This window comes from Pseudoclavibacter sp. AY1F1 (assembly GCF_002931075.1).
GTDB lineage: Bacteria > Actinomycetota > Actinomycetes > Actinomycetales > Microbacteriaceae > Pseudoclavibacter.
Window position 1 is genome coordinate 560,450 of sequence record NZ_PSTQ01000001.1, and the last position, 18,700, is coordinate 579,149.

The following is an 18,700-nucleotide window of genomic DNA, read 5'->3' on the forward strand; positions in this document are numbered from 1 at the left end:
GCCGCCTCCCCGTGATGGGGAATCTTCTGGAGGACATGCCACTCGTGACGAACAACGAACACGCCAAACGCGGAGTCTCGCGACGCTCGCTCGTGAACGGAGCCGCCTGGTCGATTCCGGTCATCGCCGTCGCCACGGCCACCCCGTTCGCTTCGGCGTCCTGCGGCACGCCCGGGAACGAGCTCTACGCGCCCGGCGTCTACGACCTCACGCTCCCAGACTGCGTCTCCTCCGTCACCTTCGAGGTCGTCGGCGGCGGAGCCACGGGTGCAGCCGCCGGGCTGATCCAGGGAACGCTCGCACTGCCGAGCCGGGGCGTGACGCTGCGACTCGTTGTCGGCGCAAACGGCGGTTTCTCGTCCAGCACCACGGTCGGCGCCGTCGGCGGCGCAGGCTATGGCGCGGGCGGCTCTGCTCAGCCCAGCGCACGAGGCAGCTCAGCAGGCGGCGGTGGGTCGGCCATCCTCATCGGCACGACCCCGTACGTCGTCGCGGGTGGAGCCGGCGGAACCCCCACGACCAACGCCAACGGCAACCCATCCGGCCCCACCTGGGGCGGATATGGGGCGACGACAAGCCCTCTGAACGGCGCGCCGTACGGCAACTCCAACGGTGGCCCCACCCCTGGCAACGGGCGCGGGCGCACCGCCAACTTCTACGAGGGAACGACGCTCACCCGAACGAACGTCGCTGGTGGACAGCCTGGCAGGGCAGCAAATGCTGGTACTGGCGGCGCCGGGGGCGCAGGACTCGCGTACAACAACTTCCCGACGGAGTTCACCGCGGTTTCGCCGGTCACTGGCGGCGCGGGCGGCAACTTCGGAACGGGATCCAATGGCGGTGGCAACGGAGGCGCCGGATTCCTCATGACCTCGGGCGCGATCCAGGGTGTCACCGGTGCAGGCGGCGGAGGTTACGCCGGCGGAGGAGGTGGCGGCGGCGCGATCGCGCGTCACACCGCGAGTGGCTTCGTGCACACATACACGACTGGCGGCGGAGGCGGCTCGTCCTACACCGGCGGCGCTGGAGTCGCAACGACCCTCGTCGGGACCGGCACGGCCGGGCTGAACGCCGGACTCATCCGTATCTCCTGGACCTGATCCGGAACGCCCCACCCGCGCATCCCCGGTGATGCGTGGGTGGGGCGTATCCCGTGGTCGGCATCCGACAGCCCCCGCATAGCTGGGGCATGACCACGCGATACGCGAGCCCGCTCCGCTACCCCGGCGGCAAAGCCCGCATGACGTCGTGGCTCGCCGATCGGATGCTCTCAAGCCCATCCATGCTCGACATCGAGGTCTGGATCGAACCGTTCGGCGGAGGCCTCGGGGCCGCGCTGACGGCGCTGCTCGACCACGACATCCCGGAAGTGTGGGCGTGCGAGCTCAACCCCGCCCTGCACGCGTTCTGGACGTGCGCGCTCGATAGCGACGCCCTCGCTGACCGCGTCGAACGGACGACGGCGACGCTCGACCTGTTCTGGCGTAGCCGCGACCTCGTCGCCGCATCGCTGGCCGGCGAGCAAATCCCCGTCGACGAGCGCGGGTATGCCGCGTTCGTGCTGAACCGGTGCTCGCGCTGCGGCATGGTGCTCGGCAACGTCGGCCCCATGGGCGGGAAAGCGCAGACCGGGAAGTGGCTTGTGGACGCGCGGTTCGCGCGCCCCGACCGTCTCGCCGACCGACTCCGTGTGATCGCGGGGCTTGGACGCTCGCGCCGGCTCATCTTGCGGGGCCATGACGGCATCTCCCGGATCGAGGAGCTGCCCGGGTCCGGTATCGAGCACGAGGTGTTCGTGTTCGCGGATCCGCCGTACGTCGGCGTCGGAAACCGGCTCTACGCGGAAGGCATGGACGCGGGCCTGCACCAGCGACTCGCGACGGCGCTCGATCGGTGCCCGGCGCCGTGGGCGCTGACGTACGACGAGCATCCGGACGTCGCCGAGCTCTACCGAGGCCATCGCATCGACCGGTTCGAGATCCCGCACTCCGCGCATCACGGGAAGGTCGGGGCCGAGTACCTCATCACGCCGCACTGGTCCGCGCCGGTGCTCTCGAATCCGCTCGGGAAGGGTGCCCTGGAGCGGGTCGCGTAGGTGCCGGGGAGCGGTCCCCGCATAGATGCCGCATGAGCACAGCAGAGGCTACGGCCACCACAGAATCCACCACCGTCACCACCGCACCGGCACCCAACCCCATCGAGGTCGCCCGCGCCACGGAAGTCGCCATCCAAGACGGCCTCGAGGCGGCACGCCGCGTCACCGTCCAGGAGACGCTCGTCAAGCTCCTCCAGGGGCCGATCGCGGCCGACCGCAGTAAGGCGCTGCTGGCCATGCGCCTGCGCCGGTCCCGCATCGTCGAGTCCGATTACAAGACGAAGACGGCGTACAACAAGGCCCTCAAGGAAGCCAGCACCCTCGAGACACCGCTCGGCGGCCTCTCGTACAAGTCCCCGGGCACCGCGAAGGCGTCCATCGACGACGCTGCCGGCCACCTGACCTGGGCGCTCGAGAACGACGCCGACAGCGTCGAGGAGTACCAGGAGATCGACGCCGAGCGCATCCACGAGGCGATGGCGCTGCTGCTCGAGCACGCGCCCGAGCTGGTCGTGACCCGCAAGCGCGTCACCGACGAGGCGACGGCCGCTCACCTCGCGGCGGCGGTGCGCAGCGACGACGGCACCGTCAAGCTGCCCGTCGGCAAGGAACCAGTCCTCTCCACGGTCGAGTTCATCAAGTACTCCATTCCTACGGCAGAGAACACCGCCTGGTCCGCATCCAAGTCGAAGTCCGCCGGCGAAGACGTCGTCGACTCATGGCTGGAAGGCAACCGCGAGAACATCATCGCCCTGATCGCAGGCATCGTCTCGAGCTCAACCGCAGGTGATCTCCTAGGCTGATCGGCTCGTCCCACGCCATCGCGCGGCTGCAGCATCTCTTCAGTGCTCTCAGCTCATCGCGCCAGGCCAGCCTCCATCAGCCTTGGAGCGGCGTGCGTGCGCGCGCGCCTTCATCCGGTTGCCACAGACCGCCATCGAGCACCACCTGGCAGTACCAGGGCGACTGTGGTCGACGAGGAACTGGGTGCATTTGTCATTCGCGCAGGCGCGGAGGCGCCCGGGGAACTCCGTGATCACGCTCGACCACGCCAGCACGACCCCCGCCGCAAGACGGTCGTCGTCGGGAACCTGAAGCTCCCAGGCCACACCATTCGGGGTGACGTGGGGCATCTGCACGACTTCGTCGAGGGTACCCGCAAGCTCTCCGATCGCGCCTCGGTCCTCTCTGCGGATGATGGCCTGCAGTGCCTGTCGCACGCGTCGGAGGCGCGACAACTCGTTGGCGGATCCTGTCCCGCCCCAGCTGCGAGCGACGTCTCGCCCCGTTGCGCCCTCGAGGCTGTCGGTCGGGGTGCCCTCGATGACCGGTGCGCTGTTCAGCAGGCTCAGCAGCAGTTCCTCGTTGCGAAACACCTCTCCTCGCTTTCCCGCACCTTCCGATGCGATGGAGACATGCTAGCGTCCAGCTAACCAGTAAAACAAGTTAAAGAGGTTAGTCATGGTCACTGTCCACCACCGCGCCGTCTCCGTCGATGGGTTCGACGTCTTCTACCGCGAAGCCGGCTCTGCAAGCGCTCCCGTGCTCCTGCTTCTGCACGGGTACCCGAGCAGCTCCCACATGTTCCGGCACCTCATCCCCGCGCTGGCCGATCGGTACCGCGTCATCGCTCCGGACCACATCGGCTTCGGCCGTTCCGCTGCGCCTTCGGTCGACGAGTTCGAGTACACCTTTGCGGCCCTCGCGCGGGTGACCGGCCGGTTCCTCTCGACCATCGGGGTGGCGCACTACACGATGTATGTCCAGGACTACGGTGCCCCGGTCGGCTGGCGCCTCGCTCTCGCCGACCCCGCTGCGGTGGTCGGGGTCATCTCCCAGAACGGCAACGCGTACGAGGAGGGCTTCGTGCCTGGATTCTGGGACCCGATCTGGGCCGACGCCGCCGAACGGACCGCCGAGACGCGCGACGCGCTCCGTCCTGCCCTCGGGCGGGAAGCCGTCGAATGGCAGTACACCCACGGCGTGCCGGACACGACGACCGTCGACCCCGACGCGTGGGAGCATGACCTCGCGCTCCTCGCCCGGCCTGGACAGGATGACGTGCAGCTGGCGCTCTTCCGTGACTACACCACCAACCGTGACCTGTACCCCGCGGTGCACGCCTGGCTCCGCACGTCGCAGGTGCCGGTTCTTGTCGTCTGGGGGCGCAACGATGAGATCTTCGACGCCGCCGGTGCCGAGGCGTTCACCCGCGACGCTCCGCACGCTCGCGTCGAACTCTTCGATGGCGGACACTTCCTGCTTGAGTCTCATCTGGATGAGGTCGCTGGCACCATCAGGGGCTGGCTCCGGACCAGCGATCGAAGCGCGTAGAACGGCGGGCCGGGCTGTCCGCCTTCGATGTTCCCCCCGGCGGGACTGGGTGGCCGGCCGAAGAAGCGGTTGCCGCCTGCGAGCTCACGGCATGTCTTGCGGCCGGATACCCTCGAGCCTCCCGAGCATGCTCGTCACCTCCCGGTCACGAGCATCGCTCAGCCCGTGCCGCGGCGGCTCAACCACCCGTCTCCCTTGGTCGTCCGGCGAACCGCGACCTAGCTGCTTGGGGTGAGTTTCGCTTCGGGCGACTGCAAGGCCGGCTCCTTGCTCGGTCGGCACGAGGGGCCAGGCGACCCTCGTGGCAGGGCTCACAATTCCGAGCAAGGATCCCAGTCAAGCGGCGGGGGTGGAGCTAACCGGCGCGGGTCCCACCAGCGACGGCCCCGGTCTGCGTTGAACGACGCTCAGACCACAGCCAGCACGTCCGAGGGATAAGGCCCACGCACGCGGCCCGCCACGAGTCGAGATGCGCGACCGCGACACTGCGCGCATCCGCTTCGGTCGCCCATCGCAGGGTGCTGCCTGTCATGCGTTCACGATATCGCTCGGTCGGCTCGTGGTTCGTGGAAACCGCAATCGACAGGCGCCCGCGTCGGGTCGCGCAAGTCGCGGACTTGCTGCTTCCGTAGCGTCATGTGGTGCAGTGGATGCAATCCCGCCCACCCAGAGGAAGGCCGCACATGTTCTCGTCGTTCATCCCGCCGCGCCAGGTCACGATCGGGGGCGCCGCCGAGTTCGTCGGCACCACTCCGCGCGCGATCCGCCACTATCACCAGATCGGCCTGGTCTCGGAGCCCGAGCGGGGGAGCGACGACCGCCGCCGCTACGGCTACGACGAGATGATCCAGCTGCTGTGGATCCGCCGGATGGCTGAGGCCGGCATCGCCCTCGATGACATCCGGGACGCCTTCGCGGGCTCGGCCGACTCCGCCGACAGCGGCGGCGGCGACGGCGACGGCGATGACGTCGCGCGCATCCTGGAGCGACTGGAGGAGTCCCTCGTCGTCCGGCAGGCCGATCTCGAGCGGCAGCGGATGGCCGTGCAGCGCATGCGCGCGCAGGGAAGCAGGTTGGGGCTGCTCTCCGATGTCGTGAGCGACCGCCTCGCTGACCTGCCGGACGGGGCTCTGCGGCAGGACGACCTGGACGCCTTGCTCGTCACCGAGCGGATCTTCGGCGAGCTCGGCGCATCCGTCCAGGCCTCACGCTTCATGGCCCTCGCCACTCACCCGGATCTGCGGGACGAGTGTGACCGGGTCGACGCCGCCGAAGAGGCGCTCGACGACACGGTCGCCGTCGACGACCCCCGCGTGGCAGAGGTGGCCGCCAAGCGGGCCGCATTCGAGGCCAAGCTCAACGGGGTCATCGAGAGCTCCGGCCTGGCGCAGGCCGACAACGACCGGTTCGACGCCTGGGAGGAGTCGCATCCAGCTCCCGTCGGCGGGGCGACGCGCGGGTCGACGAGCCTTGTCGAGGCCGTGCAGATGATGCCGTACGACTTCTCCCCCGCGCGTTGGCGAAGCATGGAGCTGGCGCAGGAACTGGCTAACGAGCTCTACTGACCCAGCAGGGCTCCAGTAACCGGCGTGTTCACGCCGCAGAAGCGGCGACCTCCTATCAATATGTGTGGGGTTCCACTCCGGGTTCGTGCACTCAGGCGGCGAGGTCGTACATCCGAAACTGGTCCTTCGGGTACCGGGCGGCGCTGTACACGCCCTGCGCATACGACGCCGCGAAGGGCCGCTACTGGTCGAAGGTCACCTTCTACACCTCGTGACGACGCGTCGGATCGATGCCCCTCGCGCGGCTGGTAGTCTCAGCGACTTCTCCTGTGGGTCGTCAGACTCAGTGGCGCCTCATGGCCCCAGGGCGTCGAGGATCGGGACGATCGGGCCTTCCTTGGTGTCGCGCCACCCTTGGCCTGCCCAGAGGTTGACGAGCGTGCTGTCGCCCGCGGCCGTCGCGTTCGCCCGCATCGCGCGGGTCAGGTGGTGGAGCGCCGGGTACCCGACGGGCGCATCGGCGTGGCTTTCGACGAAGGCGTTCACGAGCGCCCGAGCGGGGCGGCCGGTGAAGGCGCGCGTGAGGGTCGTCTCCGTGTAGCGCTCGTCGACGAGCGCGGCCTTGTGCGTTGCGGATGCTCCGCTCTCGTCGGACCGGAGCACCGCGGTTCCGACCGCGACCAGGTCTGCGCCCGTGTCGAGCACTTCGCGCACCTGGTAGCGGCGAGTGATGCCACCGGACGCGATCAGCGGCAGGTCCGTGACCGTGCGCACGCGCTCGACGAGCGTCGCGAGCGGGACGTTCTCCGGGTAGATGTCTGCATCCCAGACGCCGCTGTGACCGCCGGCGTCGTACCCCTGAACGGTGACAGCATCGGCGCCGGCTGCTGCAGCCCGTCGCGCCTCGTCGACGGACGTCACCGTCTGGATCATGAGGATCCCAGCCGTCCGGAGCCTGCGAAAGACGTCCGGTGAGGGGAGCCCGAACGTGAAGCTCACCACCGGGGTTTGACTGCGGATGACAGCGTCCAGCTTCTCCGCCCATTCGTCGTCGTCTTCCAGCCTGGGCGCCATGGTCGCGGCGTCGTCGTGCGTGGACGCGTGCTGCCGGATGCGCTCCCAGTACGCGGCGTACCCCGCTTCATCGATGGGGTGTGGGTTGGGGACGAAGAGATTGACACCGAAGACCGGCACCCCTGCCTCGGTCACCTCAGCGATCTGCGCCTCCAGGGCCGCCGCTGTCTTGTACCCGCCAGCGAGCTGCGCGAAGTGTCCTGCGTTTGCGGCCGCGATGACGAGGCCGGGAGTGCTCGGACCGCCAGCCATGGGCGCGACGGCGATGCGCTTGAACGTGTCCAGGGGCGAGGGGAGGGGCATGTTCGTACCTTTCCGTGTGGGCGGGTCAGTCCTGGCGCGAAGGGGTGCTTCCGAGGAGCTCCGTGATCTTCGTCAGGTCGGACTCGTCGACGCCGGCGAACGGTGAGCTGGTCGAGGCGAGCTTGACGATCGCGTCGCGGGCCACGCGTCCCTCCGTGGTCAGCTCGATGACGCGCTGTCGAAGATCGGTGGGGGACGGTTTTCGGGTCACGAGCCCCTTGGCCTCGAGCTGGTGGCACATGAAGGTCACGTTCTGTGGGGTGCAGTGCGTTCGTTCGGCGGCTGTGCTCATCGATGGTGCGGGCGCATCGGGGTCGATCACCCAGAGGAGATGAGCAGTGACAGCGGTCAGCGCGAACTCCTGGATTGCTGGTTCGAGGGCGTCGTTGGTGCGCGCGACGACGTCGTACACGGCGAAGAGGGCCTCGGACAGCTTCTGCGCGCGTTCGTCCTGCATGTGCACACACTAGCACTTGCTACAAGACTTGAAGTTTCTGCTAGGGTAACTTCAGAACTTGAAGGAATCAACGCCTCGCCCATGCGCCCTAACAGAGAGCCGGACCTGTGAACACATCACGACTCGAGGGCCAGTCGGTCGTCGTTACCGGTGCCACGAGCGGCATCGGATTCTTCATCGCCGAAGGGCTCGCACGCCTCGGCGCGCAGATTATCGTGGCAGCCCGGTCCGCGGAACGGGCGCAGACCGCGATTGCGCTCCTACCAGAACCCGGCCGCCACCGTCACCTCGAACTCAATCTCTTGGACCTCGCATCCGTTCGCGCGGCCGGATCGCGCGTCGGCGTCGGCCAGCCGGTCCATGGCTTCGTGATGAACGCGGGAGTCATCGCCGCCCACCCGAGCTACGTTGAAGGGCCCTTCGGGGTGGAGTCCACCGTCGGGGTGAACGTCCTCGCCCACCTCGAGTTCCTGCGGTTGAGCTTCCCCGCGCTCATGCGCGCTCCTGCGGCGCGGATCGTCAGCACAGGCAGTTTCCTCACGAAGAAGATCCCCTTCGATGCAGAGGATTGGCATGCTCCGGACTCCTATCGCCCTCGAGTCGCCTACGCAGCCTCCAAGCATGCTGCAGAGATCTTGGGTTTTGAGCTCGACAGGCATCTCCGCGGGAGCGGTTCTCCGGTCAGATCGATCGTCAGCCACCCCGGCTCCGCCATCGACGCGTTGACGCCGGATCGGCCACCTCTGCATCAACGACCCACGGTCGTCCGGGCACTCGCCACGTTCATGGGTCCCGTGTTCTCGAAGGTCGCGCAGGGCAAGGATGTGGCTGCGCAACCAACGATCGCGGCGATGACTGCGCCCGTGGTTCCAGCTGACGCATATTTCGGACCGCGCACGGGAGCGACCGGGGCGCCGATCCTCGCAACGCCGGTGCCGACGAGCCTCAGTCCAGAGCTCGGCCGACGAGTCTGGATGCAGGTCGAAGAGCGTCTCGGGGCCCCGATCATCCCCGAGAGATCATGAGCGCTCCGCGAACTCCGAAGTCCGGAGCCCGGTGGTGGGTGCCGCTTGTGCTGGTCTCGGCTCTCGGCGGGGTTCTGGTCTGGCTCAACCAGGGGCTCTGGTGGGCATGGCTACTGGTGGGTGCCAGCGTGCTGCTCGTTGCGATCGCGACACGCACATGGGGCTCCCGTCGATGGTTCGTGCAGGTGCCGGCGTGGTGTGTGTCTGCCGCCCTCGTTGCAGCGATCGCGATCGTGGCTGGTCCGCCGAGCGTGACCCGGACCATCGATGGTCCGCATACTGCCGCCGTGACGACGGAGCAGGGAGCAGTGGTCGGGGTGCGCGACGATGAAGCCGGGGTCGAGGCATTCGCCGGCATACCGTACGCGGCCCCTCCCGTCGGCGACTTGCGGTGGGCGGCGCCGCAGCCCGCGCCTCCTCACGCTGAGACCCTGATCGCGGACGATTTCGGCCCTTCTGCTGTCCAATCCGAGCCGACGTTCTTCCTCCGCGCGGCGACGCAGGTGATGGATGTGCCGCTCGAGAACACCCTGCTCGGCGGCTACGCCACGGACGAGGATGCGCTGCGGCTCAACATCTGGCGCAGCAGTTCGGCGCAGCCCGAACAGCGACTCCCGGTGCTGGTGTTCGTGCACGGTGGCTCATTCACCGGTGGGTCTGGGGCGCTTCCCGCCTACGACGGTGCCGCGCTGGCTGCTCGCGGCGAGGCCATCGTCATCACCATCAACTACCGTCTCGGCGTGTTCGGCTTCTTCGCGGATGAGGAGCTGGGTGACGAGGGCGGCAACCAGGGCCTCCGCGATCAGATCGCCGCTCTGCACTGGGTGCAGGACAACATCGCCGCCTTCGGCGGCGATCCTGGCCGAGTCACCGTGGCAGGGGAGTCGGCGGGCTCCGGCAGCGCCTGCATCCTCGGCGTCTCCCCGCTTGCAGCGGGGCTCGTGCACGGCCTCATCGGCGAGAGCGGCAGCTGTCTCGGAACGGCCGGCGACAGAGACGCCGGCGACCTGTACGACACCGCCGAGAACGCCCGCGCGGCCGCAGCCTCGCTGCAGGAAACGCTCGGGGTCGCGAGTCTGGCCGAACTGCGCGCACTGCCCTCCGAGACGATCCAAGAAGCTGCCGCTTCGCTGTCGGCGCACTGGTGGCCGCACATCGACGGCGCGCTGCTCCCCGCGTCGCCCACCGAGATCTACGCCGCCGGCGCGCAGAATGACGTCCCTCTGCTCTTGGGCAGCAACGCCGACGAAGCCTCGCTGTCGTTGCTGGGGAGCCTGGACACGGACCCGGGTGCCTACGAACAGGAAGCCCGCGAAATGTACGGCGCAGACGCGGCCACCTACTTGCGGCTCTACCCGGGCGAGACTGTCGAGCAGGTGCTCGACTCGCGTGTGCGGGCGGAGACCGACAGGTCGATGGTCAGCGCAATGCACGAGTGGGGCGTGAGCTCGGCGTCAACGGGCTCCGGGAACGTCTACCCGTACTTCTTCACGCGGGTGCCTCCGGACCCCGCACTCGAGCGATTCGGCGCGTACCACGGGGCCGAAGTCATGTACGCGTACGGCAATCTCGGGGCCGACGGGGACGCCGCCTACGAAGCAATCGATCACCGTCTCGAGGCCGAGATGACCGGCTACTGGCTGGCCTTCGTCAGGACCGGCGACCCGAACGGCGGTGCGCGGCCTGCCTGGCCCACGCTCCAGGCCTCTCCCGATCACGTCCTCGAGCTCGGCGACGAGACCAGGGTCGTTCGGAGGCCGCGCCAGCAGGAGGTCGACTTCTGGCTGGCTCAGGACTGACCGTGCTGCACGCGGAACCCGTCACTGTGGTCTGAGCGCAGGCAGCGCCACCTCGAACCGGCTGCCCTCGCCGAGAGTGCTCCACGCCTGGATGGTGCCGCCCAACGCTCCGGCGAGGCTGCGGGCGATCGAGAGGCCGAGGCCGGTGCTCTGCCCTGCGCGGACTCGAGAAGGCTCCCCGCGCCAGAGGCGATCGAAGACGCGGGGAAGGTCGGCTGGGGCGATGCCCGTCCCGGTGTCGATCACGGAGATGCGCACCGTGCCGTCTGCTGCCGCCGCCGCCTCGACGTCAACGTGTCCACCGGACGGGGTGTGCCGCAGCGCGTTCGAGAGGAGGTTGTCGAGGATCTGCCGCAATCTGGCGGGATCCGTGTCGAGCGGCAGCTGCTCAGGGGTCGTGACGTTCAGCTCGACACCCGCGGTGGCCGCGCGGGCTCGGTACGCCTCGGCGAGCTCTCGCACGACGGCGGCCGCATCGCACCTCGTGCGCTCCAGCACGAGGTCACCGGACTCCGCGAGCGCGAGGAGCTGGAGGTCGCCGGTGATACGTTCCATGCGCCTGGCCTCGTCGAGCACGAGCCGGCGGAGTGCCGCATCATCGAGACCGAGTCCATCGTCCGCAGCCTCGACCCAACCGCGGATGTTCGTGAGCGGGCCGCGCAGCTCGTGCGCGATATCGCCGAGCAGACGACGGCGGGACGCTTCGTGCCCGGCGATCTCGCTGGACATGCGATCGAATGCCGCACCGATTCCCGCGAGATCGTCGCGAGCATGCAGCCCCGTGCGAGCGTCGCGGTCACCGGCGCTGAAGCGATCGACGGCGGTCTCGAGTCGGCGCGCGCTCCGCAGAGTCGGCCCGATGATGAGCGCCGCCGCTGCCGACAGAAGCGCGAGCAGCACCACGATGAAGACTCCGAAGCGGGCGATCGATCCCGGGCTCGCGTCAAGGGGACCTTGCGGGCCGCCACGCTCGTCGGTGAGGACCACGTGCACCGCGGGCGCCGTCGTCGCCTCGGACTGGTCGATGCGCGCCTGCAAGAGGCACTCGTCTGCGGTATCACCGCTCGCCGGGACGGTGCGCAGCGCGAGATGCGCGGAGTCGTCCGACGGAGGCAGGTCGAGCTCGACGTCGGCGACGAGCGGAGCATCTGCGGCGAGCAGGCACGCGTTCGTGCGATCGCGGAGCTCGTCGAGGGCGATCCGCTCGCTCGGCAGCGGCGTGTTCAAGGCCGCACGGCCGCAATCCTGGGCCTCTTCTCCGCCGACGACCACGGGGCGACCGCTCGCCCACACCGTCGTGTCGACGAGCGCGTCACCCAAGCACTCCACCACCGCGCTCGCCTGCCCCGTGAGCTGGTCGCGCTGCGTCTGATCGAGCAGGAAGGGCCCGGTGATTCCCTCGTGCAGCTGCGGCTCGAGCGTCACCGGGTCGGAGAGCGGCTCGAGCGGGTCGAGCAGCCGAGTGGAGCTCGCTGGGCGGGGCAGCTCGGGCGCCGTGTCGGCAATGACCGTCCCCGCAGCGTCGATGACGGCGATGCGGCGCCCGGTCTCGTTGCTGAGGAGCAGCAGCGTTGGCCCGACTGCGCTCCAGTCAGTGTGGCTCCCCGCCCAGTTCGTGAGCTCGTCGATCACCTGCTCATCCCGCATGAGGGCGGCGCCGGACGCCTGCTCGTCGTAGCGGTACTCGGAGGTCTCCGCGAGCCAGATCGTGCCGCCCGCCGACGCGAAGACGAGCAGCACTCCAGCCGCGAGGTAGCGGGCGAGCAGCCGGGGCACACGCCGGGCGCCCGCGGCCCCGGCTCTTCTGCTTCTGCTTCTGCTTCTGCTTCTGCTTCTGCTTCTGCTTCTGCTCATATCGTCTGCCATGCTCTCATCGCCGTTCGCCCGGAATGGCATCCACGCACGGTCAACGCCCTGCCTGCTCACGTCGCGGCGAGGGCCGCCGTCGGCGACTGTCGCGCGGCGCGGATCGAGGGGGCGAGTCCGGCGACCGCGCCTGTCGCAAGCGCCGCTGTCATGCCTGCCACGATCGTCTCCACCGGTACGACCAGCGGCCACCCCTGCAAGACGCTCCATGCTGCGGTGCCGAGCAGTCCGAGCGGCACTCCGGATGCGCCGCCCAGCGCGCAGAGGAGGATCGCCTCCACGAGGAACTGGGCCCGGATCTGCCCGCGGTGCGCGCCGAGCGCGCGTCGCAGGCCGATCTCCCGGCGACGCTCGAGCACGGAGACGAACATCGTGTTCGCGATGCCAATGCCGCCGATCACGAGCGCGACCGCGGCGAGCGCGAGGAACAGCCCATCGAAGTTGGAACGGGCGGCGTCTTTCGCGGCGAGGACGGCCGAGGGCTGACTCACCTGCACGAGCCCGCTCGCCCCCGGGGAGAGGGTCGCGGCGACGACCGGACGCAGTGCCTCTATCGACGCCTCGTCTCCGGTGACGTAGGCGACCGTCGGTGCGCCATCGAAGCCGAGCCAGCGCTGCGCCGCAGCATCGTCGACGAGGACCGCTGACTGCAGGTCACCGGAGAGCGGCGTCGCGGAGAGCACTCCGATGACGGTGAACGCGACGCCGCCGACGTCGATCGTGACGGGACGGTCGGGGAGCTGGGACAGGCCGAGCCGCTCAGCCGCGTCCATGCCGAGCACCGCTGTGGGCAGGTCGCTCTCTGCCAGCCAGAGACCGGAGGTCACCTCCGCCCTGAGCACCGCGCGGAGGTCACCGCGAACGGCGAGCGTCGTCAGCCCAGTCTCCGGGTACTCGCGGAGCTCGTTGCTGCGAATGGGGGCGTGGACATTGCCGACCGTCGCGGCATCGGTCACGGCCCCGATGCGCTGCAGCATGCCGAGCGCCTCGGCCGGAAGCGGGACGGGGTCTCCGTCGGCACCTGCACGTGGGTCGGCGCGCAGCAGGTCCGCGCCGAGCGCGGTGAGCTGTTCGTCGAGCGCGGCCTGCGAGGATGCCGGCACCGCGGTGACGGTCACCAGCGTGGCGATGCCGATGGCGATGCCGATGGTGGAGAGCACGGCGCGCAGCGGCCGAGTGCGAAGCCCGACCGTGCCCACCTCGAGCAGGTCTCGGAGGCCGAGACGTCTGTGGCGCTCACGCATGCTGCACCGCCTCGGTGCCGGCCTCGGTGGTGGTGTCGATGTTCGTGTCGGCGACGATGCGGCCGTCTCTCAGCTCGACCCGCCGCGGCAGTCGCGTGGCGAGCTCGACGTCGTGGGTGATGACGACGACGGTGGTGCCCTCGTCGTGCAGTCGCTCCAGCAGGCTGAGCACGCGTTCGCCGTTCGCGGTGTCGAGGGCGCCGGTCGGTTCGTCGGCGAGGACGACGAGCGGATCGGTCACGATCGCCCTGGCGATGGCGACTCGCTGCCGTTCGCCGCCGGAGAGCTGCTGCGCCGCGTGCCCCATGCGGTGCTCGAGCCCCACGCGCTCGAGCGCCGCGCGGGTGAGATCGCGGCGCGCTCGCCTCGGAACACCGCTGTAGAGGAGCGCCATCATGACGTTCTGCTCGGCGGTCACTCCGTCGCTCAGGTGGAAGCCCTGGAAGACGAACCCGATCGTGCTGCCCCGCAGGGTGGAGAGCCCGCGATCCGTGAGATTTCGGGTGTCGGTCCCGCCGATGCGAACCGCACCGCTCGTGGGGCGGTCGAGCGTGCCGAGCACGTTGAGCAGCGTCGACTTGCCGGCGCCGGAGCGTCCGACGATCGCGGTGAGCTCACCGGGACCGATCTGCAGCGAGACTTCGTCGAGGGCGACGACTCCGCCGGGGTGGATGCGGCTGACGCGCTCGAGCTCGAGTGCGGGCGTCGTCGTCATCGTGCCGACACCACCGTCATGCCGGCGTCGATTCCTTCGCCGCTGACCTCGACGCGGTCGTCCGCGATCAGACCGATCTCGACGCCGTGCAGTCCGCCCCGGTCGTCCTGCAGGGCGTACCCGCCTTCGGCGAGGGCGACAAGCGAGGCCACGGGGACGATCAGCACGTCCTGCACCGATCTGGTGACGATGCGGACGGTCACGGCGGCAGCGTCGACGCCGTCGAGGGTGGCCTGATCGTCGATCGCGACGATCGCGTCGACCTTCGCCTCGGCCCCCTCACCGGTCGTGTTCACGCTGTCGATGGAACCGTCGACGACGCGTCCATCCGGTAGCTCGATCGTGGCTCGTGCACCGGCGCCGATCAGCCCTGCGTCCTGGGCAGGGACGGACGCCCCGACGACCCGCGTCGTGAGCGTCACCGTGTAGGGCTGACCAGCGGCAGTGTCGCCGAGGCGGGCACTCACGGTGGCGACGCGACTCGACGCGCTCAGGACGACCACGTCGGCAGGTCCGAGGATGCCGGTGCGCTCGACGCCGAGCGACTCCTGCCAGTCCCGCACCGCCTGCTTGAAGTGCTTCCCCGTCTCGAACGTGTCGATGTCGCTGGGATACAGGTAGCCGAGGTCCATCAGGTTCGACGCGACCATGCTGACATCGGCCCCCTCCATCTTTGGCTTGTCGATCGCGCGGTAGAGCGGAACCTCGCCGATGAGCACGGGCACCGGGCGCTCGTTCGCGCGCAGGGCCACCGACCCCCGATCGAGGACTTCGCCGACCTCGGGCAGCCAGGTGATGATGCCGTCCGCCTTTGTCGTCACGGAGGCCGCGGCGCCGAAGCCGACGGAACCGTCGAGGCGAGCGGTCTGAACGAGCTCGCCACGCTCGACGACCGCGGTGGCCGGCGCGGCTGTCTCCTCCACGGGGCCTGCGTCATTCGCGGGCCGGAGCACCAGGGCGGCACTGCCGGCGCCCGCGGCGAGCGCGAAGCAGACCGCGAGCGTGACAATGAGCGCGGTGCGCCCGCGACCCCGGGTCACGCAGTGCTCCCACCCGATTCGGAGGCCACGCAGGCGTCCACGTACTGCATGCCAAGCGAGATCGAGGTGGCATCGTTCGTCTCACCGCCGAAGGCGATATTGATCCGGCCGAACTGGTCCGCCTCTGCGATCTCGACCTCGCGGACACCGCGATCATGCAGGCAGTCCACCACGCCCTGCGCGAACCGCAGCGCATCCGGGTTCTGCACGTCGAGCTCCCACGGAGGCAGCGGCGCCACGCGCAGGCAGAGAGCCTCGGCCTCGGCGGCCTTCGCCGGATCCCCACCGTCGCTACCGGTGACCGAGCCGTCGCCGCCCACGGGGGCGTCCTGTGGTGCATCGGTGTGGTCCTCGAGGCAGCGATCCCGAGCCTTCCAGGCGTCCGTTTGTTCTTCGTCCGACATGTCGAGACGCAGGCGCACCGGCTCGCCGTACTCCGCGATGAGAGCATCGGCTGCCTCGGTCGGGGCCGGAGCGGCCGTTTCCAACGTCGCGATGCCGGTGCCACCCTCAGGCCTCTGATCGGCTGAGGGTGCGGAGCATGCGGCGAGCACTGCGACGAGCGCGATGGCGCCTGCTGCGGCGGTCAGGGATCGGTGGGTGATGCGGAGCATGTGTCCTCCTCGTGTCGTGAGCGGCCGTGACCCACGCTCGTTCTCGGATGTGAGGGACTTGTGAGCGTCCAGTGCAGAGCCAGACCGCATGGCGGACGCGTGCTTAGGGTTGGGTCGTGACCAGAGTCTTGATCGTCGAGGACGATGCGCTGCAGTCCGAGCTCGTCCGCCGATACCTCGAACGCGAGGGGCACGACGTGACGGTGCTGGCCGACGGCGCCGAAGCGCTCTCCGAGGTGCGCCGTTCTGCGCCCGACCTGCTTGTCCTCGACGTGATGCTCCCCGGGGCCGACGGCCTCACCATCTGCCGCACGCTGCGCGAGGAGCAGTTCGAGCTCCCGATACTCCTCCTCACCGCACGCTCCACCGAGAACGATCTGCTCCTCGGGCTCGAGCTCGGCGCCGATGACTACCTCGCCAAGCCGTACAGCCCGCGCGAGCTCGTCGCGCGAGTCCGCGCGCTTCTGCGGCGAGTGCACCGCACGGCGCCGGCCACGAGGGTCGTCACCGTCGGCGACCTTGAGATCGACCCGGAGCGGCGTCGTGCCACCCTCTCCGATCGGCTCCTCGACCTCACCCGCGCCGAGTTCGACCTGCTCGAGGAGTTCGCCCTGCATCCCGGCATCGTCCTCAGCCGCGCCCGCCTGCTCGACCGCCTGCACGGCACAGATCGCTGGATCGGAGGCCGCACGATCGACACCCACGTGAAGAACCTCCGGGCCAAGATCGAGGCCGATCCTCAGACGCCGTCGAGGCTCCTCACCGTCTACGGGGTCGGGTACACGCTCCACGAGGGCTGAGCCAGGCACGCATCACGACCACACCCAACCGCGCTTCAACCAAAGGAACACTGCATGCGACTTCTCGGAACGATTCTTCTTGCCATCGGATTCATCGCGCTCGCCTCGGCGGTCCTCATCACCGACCCAACCGCACTCGACGCGAACATCGGTGCCGGGATCCTCCAGATGGCGGGGTTCGTCGCCGGAGGCGCAGGTCTCGCCGTTCTCCTCGTCACTCTGCTCATTCCGAAGCGCACATCTCGCTGAGGACTTCGCGGACGGAGACCGCCGTCGGTCTAGGTGAGCGAGCCGAAGGCCAGCTCTCCTTCGAACAAGACCGCCAACGGGCTCACCTGGCCGAGCGGGTCGAGCTCCACGTCCAAAGTCCCTGTCGAGGATAACGAGGTTCGCGTCCATTTCGACTTCGAGAGAATCGACTCTGTCATCGATCCTGAGCTGCTGCGCCGCCTCGAAGGTGTGACCCTGCGGAATCGCCGTGACCCGAAGCGCGAATCGAGGCCCCGGGTAGCGTTCGGGGTCGGGAGGTAGTTCTGGGTCGACCCGCATCGCGGCCACCTGCATGCCGAAGAACAGGTTTCCTCGATGGAGCTCGAGGTTCCTCAGGACGTCACTCGCGACGCCGGACGGGTCGCTGGATGCTGGCTTCGAGCAGCCATGGCAGACTCGCAGACCCGAAACTGCACGTGTAGCAGCGCTGGCCCGGCGATCAAGGCCGCCGGCTTCCATCACGGCCGAGACTGGTTTACATTGCTGAGAGGCCCCGCCGAACATCAAGTAGGTAATCGGCTCATCTGGGTCGAGGTGGTAAGAGCGGTTCAACTGTTGACGCTTGTCCCGCATCTTGCCCGCGGGCGCGGGTCGGTCCACCTCGCTGGCGGATACAGATCGTTCAGGACGGCACCGGTATCCGCTGCAGGCGACCACAGAGAATCGATCCACGGATCGGGGGAGCGGATGGCGGATGTGTTTGAAGGTGACCGGGTGATTCTCCTCCACGGCTGGCCGGGGCTCCCGTCGGACTACGACGAGGTGCGAGACGCCCTGCTGCCCGCGACAACGATCGTGCCAGAGCTCCGCGGATTCGGCACGGCGTTCGACGGGTACCTCCCACTGGGCGAGGCCACAGCAGAAGCGCACGCCCACCGGATCCTCGATACGCTCGAGGATTCGGTGGTCGGCGGCCGCACCATCATCGCCGGGTACGACATTGGCAGCCGCATCGCTCAGGCGGCCCTGCGCCTCGCCCCGTCGCGGTTCGACGCCGCCGTGCTCACCCCTGCGTATCCCGGCATCGGCGACCGCGCGACGGCGCCGTCCCTGGCACCAACGTTCTGGTACCAGCACTTCCACCGCGAACCGATCGCCGCAGGGCTCATCGACGGCAAACCCGGCGCCGTGGCCACCTACCTCGACTACCTCTGGCACGCCTGGAGCGGAGCCACCGCACCCCAGCGTCACCCGCACCGCGAGGAACTCATCGCGGCCTACTCGCGGCCGGGAGCGTTCGCCGCGAGCATTCAGTGGTATCTCGCGAACCGCGGGTATGCGGGCGACCCGTCGCCGATCAAGACCCCCACCGTCATGCTGTGGCCGACGGAGGACCCCCTCTTCCCTACTGAGTGGGCCGACCGGCTCGACGATCACTTCACTCGCGCCACCCTCCAATTCGTCGCCGGCAGCGGACACCTGCTCCCGATCGAAGCGCCAGCCGCGCTCGCCAGCGCCATCCGTTCCTTCCACGTCTCCAGGGACAGCTGATCTCACCAGCGCCCTCATCCGGCCACTCGCGCGAATGAGGGTGCCGCTCACGCGACGCTAGGCTGATC

The 18,700-nt window shown here is 68.9% G+C and carries 19 protein-coding genes; 10 read left to right on the plus strand and 9 right to left on the minus strand.

Annotated elements, in window-relative coordinates; genetic code table 11:
• The first annotated feature begins 44 nt into the window (after positions 1–44).
• The 3 genes from C5B85_RS02630 (at position 45) to C5B85_RS02640 (ending at position 2,898) form a co-directional block, all read left to right on the plus strand.
• Positions 45–1,100 carry a hypothetical protein gene (locus tag C5B85_RS02630; RefSeq protein WP_146077817.1) on the plus strand — a complete coding sequence of 352 codons (1,056 nt, stop codon included), beginning with the start codon at positions 45–47 and terminating at the stop codon, positions 1,098–1,100.
• Positions 1,101–1,189: 89 nt separating this feature from the next.
• Complete coding sequence (locus C5B85_RS02635; RefSeq protein WP_104284492.1) at positions 1,190–2,095, plus strand: DNA adenine methylase; 906 nt, start codon at positions 1,190–1,192, stop codon at positions 2,093–2,095.
• 32 nt (positions 2,096–2,127) lie between these two features.
• The gene (locus C5B85_RS02640; protein ID WP_104284493.1) at positions 2,128–2,898 is read left to right on the plus strand and encodes a hypothetical protein; all 771 of its coding nucleotides are present in this window, start codon (positions 2,128–2,130) and stop codon (positions 2,896–2,898) included.
• 48 nt (positions 2,899–2,946) lie between these two features.
• On the opposite strand, the gene C5B85_RS02645 is transcribed toward C5B85_RS02640, so the two are convergent.
• A complete protein-coding gene (locus C5B85_RS02645; RefSeq protein ID WP_104284494.1) occupies positions 2,947–3,471 on the minus strand; it encodes a CGNR zinc finger domain-containing protein in 525 nt (174 codons plus the stop codon).
• A gap of 85 nt (positions 3,472–3,556) precedes the next feature.
• Between C5B85_RS02645 and C5B85_RS02650 the strand changes: the two genes are divergently transcribed.
• Entirely contained in the window at positions 3,557–4,429 is an 873-nt protein-coding gene (locus C5B85_RS02650) for an alpha/beta fold hydrolase (RefSeq protein ID WP_104284495.1), read from the plus strand.
• A 355-nt stretch (positions 4,430–4,784) separates the two neighbouring features.
• Here C5B85_RS02650 and C5B85_RS19080 read toward each other — a convergent pair whose 3' ends face one another.
• Entirely contained in the window at positions 4,785–4,961 is a 177-nt protein-coding gene (locus tag C5B85_RS19080) for a hypothetical protein (protein WP_181064240.1), read from the minus strand.
• Between the two features lie 151 nt (positions 4,962–5,112).
• Between C5B85_RS19080 and C5B85_RS02655 the strand changes: the two genes are divergently transcribed.
• A complete protein-coding gene (locus C5B85_RS02655; protein ID WP_104284496.1) occupies positions 5,113–5,994 on the plus strand; it encodes a MerR family transcriptional regulator in 882 nt (293 codons plus the stop codon).
• 294 nt (positions 5,995–6,288) lie between these two features.
• On the opposite strand, the gene C5B85_RS02660 is transcribed toward C5B85_RS02655, so the two are convergent.
• Both C5B85_RS02660 and C5B85_RS02665 read right to left on the minus strand, forming a co-directional pair.
• Positions 6,289–7,311: a nitronate monooxygenase gene (locus C5B85_RS02660; RefSeq protein ID WP_104284497.1), complete on the minus strand. Its 1,023-nt coding sequence runs from the start codon at positions 7,309–7,311 to the stop codon at positions 6,289–6,291.
• Between the two features lie 25 nt (positions 7,312–7,336).
• Positions 7,337–7,768: a MarR family winged helix-turn-helix transcriptional regulator gene (locus tag C5B85_RS02665; protein WP_104284498.1), complete on the minus strand. Its 432-nt coding sequence runs from the start codon at positions 7,766–7,768 to the stop codon at positions 7,337–7,339.
• Between the two features lie 107 nt (positions 7,769–7,875).
• Between C5B85_RS02665 and C5B85_RS02670 the strand changes: the two genes are divergently transcribed.
• Complete coding sequence (locus C5B85_RS02670) at positions 7,876–8,793, plus strand: SDR family NAD(P)-dependent oxidoreductase (RefSeq protein WP_104284499.1); 918 nt, start codon at positions 7,876–7,878, stop codon at positions 8,791–8,793.
• Complete coding sequence (locus C5B85_RS02675) at positions 8,790–10,592, plus strand: carboxylesterase/lipase family protein (protein WP_104284500.1); 1,803 nt, start codon at positions 8,790–8,792, stop codon at positions 10,590–10,592. Before C5B85_RS02670 ends, C5B85_RS02675 begins: the two co-directional genes overlap by 4 nt.
• 21 nt (positions 10,593–10,613) lie before the next feature.
• Here C5B85_RS02675 and C5B85_RS02680 read toward each other — a convergent pair whose 3' ends face one another.
• The 5 genes from C5B85_RS02680 to C5B85_RS02700 all read right to left on the minus strand — a co-directional run bounded on the left by C5B85_RS02680 (position 10,614) and on the right by C5B85_RS02700 (position 16,071).
• Positions 10,614–12,368, minus strand: coding sequence for a cell wall metabolism sensor histidine kinase WalK (locus tag C5B85_RS02680; protein WP_181064241.1), 1,755 nt, complete (start codon positions 12,366–12,368; stop codon positions 10,614–10,616).
• A 146-nt stretch (positions 12,369–12,514) separates the two neighbouring features.
• Positions 12,515–13,702, minus strand: a complete 1,188-nt coding sequence (locus tag C5B85_RS02685; protein ID WP_104284502.1) for an ABC transporter permease — start codon at positions 13,700–13,702, stop codon at positions 12,515–12,517.
• On the minus strand, positions 13,695–14,417 hold the full coding sequence (locus tag C5B85_RS02690; protein ID WP_104284503.1) for an ABC transporter ATP-binding protein: 723 nt from the start codon (positions 14,415–14,417) through the stop codon (positions 13,695–13,697). The genes C5B85_RS02685 and C5B85_RS02690 overlap by 8 nt, the downstream gene beginning before the upstream one ends.
• Entirely contained in the window at positions 14,414–15,457 is a 1,044-nt protein-coding gene (locus C5B85_RS02695) for a peptidoglycan-binding protein (RefSeq protein WP_104284504.1), read from the minus strand. The genes C5B85_RS02690 and C5B85_RS02695 overlap by 4 nt, the downstream gene beginning before the upstream one ends.
• Positions 15,454–16,071: a hypothetical protein gene (locus tag C5B85_RS02700; protein WP_104284505.1), complete on the minus strand. Its 618-nt coding sequence runs from the start codon at positions 16,069–16,071 to the stop codon at positions 15,454–15,456. Before C5B85_RS02700 ends, C5B85_RS02695 begins: the two co-directional genes overlap by 4 nt.
• 116 nt (positions 16,072–16,187) lie before the next feature.
• On the opposite strand from C5B85_RS02700, the gene C5B85_RS02705 reads away from it, so the two are divergent.
• The 3 genes from C5B85_RS02705 (at position 16,188) to C5B85_RS02720 (ending at position 18,632) form a co-directional block, all read left to right on the plus strand.
• Entirely contained in the window at positions 16,188–16,871 is a 684-nt protein-coding gene (locus C5B85_RS02705; protein WP_104284506.1) for a response regulator transcription factor, read from the plus strand.
• Positions 16,872–16,925: 54 nt separating this feature from the next.
• A complete protein-coding gene (locus C5B85_RS02710; protein ID WP_104284507.1) occupies positions 16,926–17,120 on the plus strand; it encodes a hypothetical protein in 195 nt (64 codons plus the stop codon).
• Between the two features lie 735 nt (positions 17,121–17,855).
• Positions 17,856–18,632: an alpha/beta fold hydrolase gene (locus tag C5B85_RS02720; protein ID WP_258070547.1), complete on the plus strand. Its 777-nt coding sequence runs from the start codon at positions 17,856–17,858 to the stop codon at positions 18,630–18,632.
• Positions 18,633–18,700 lie beyond the last annotated feature (68 nt).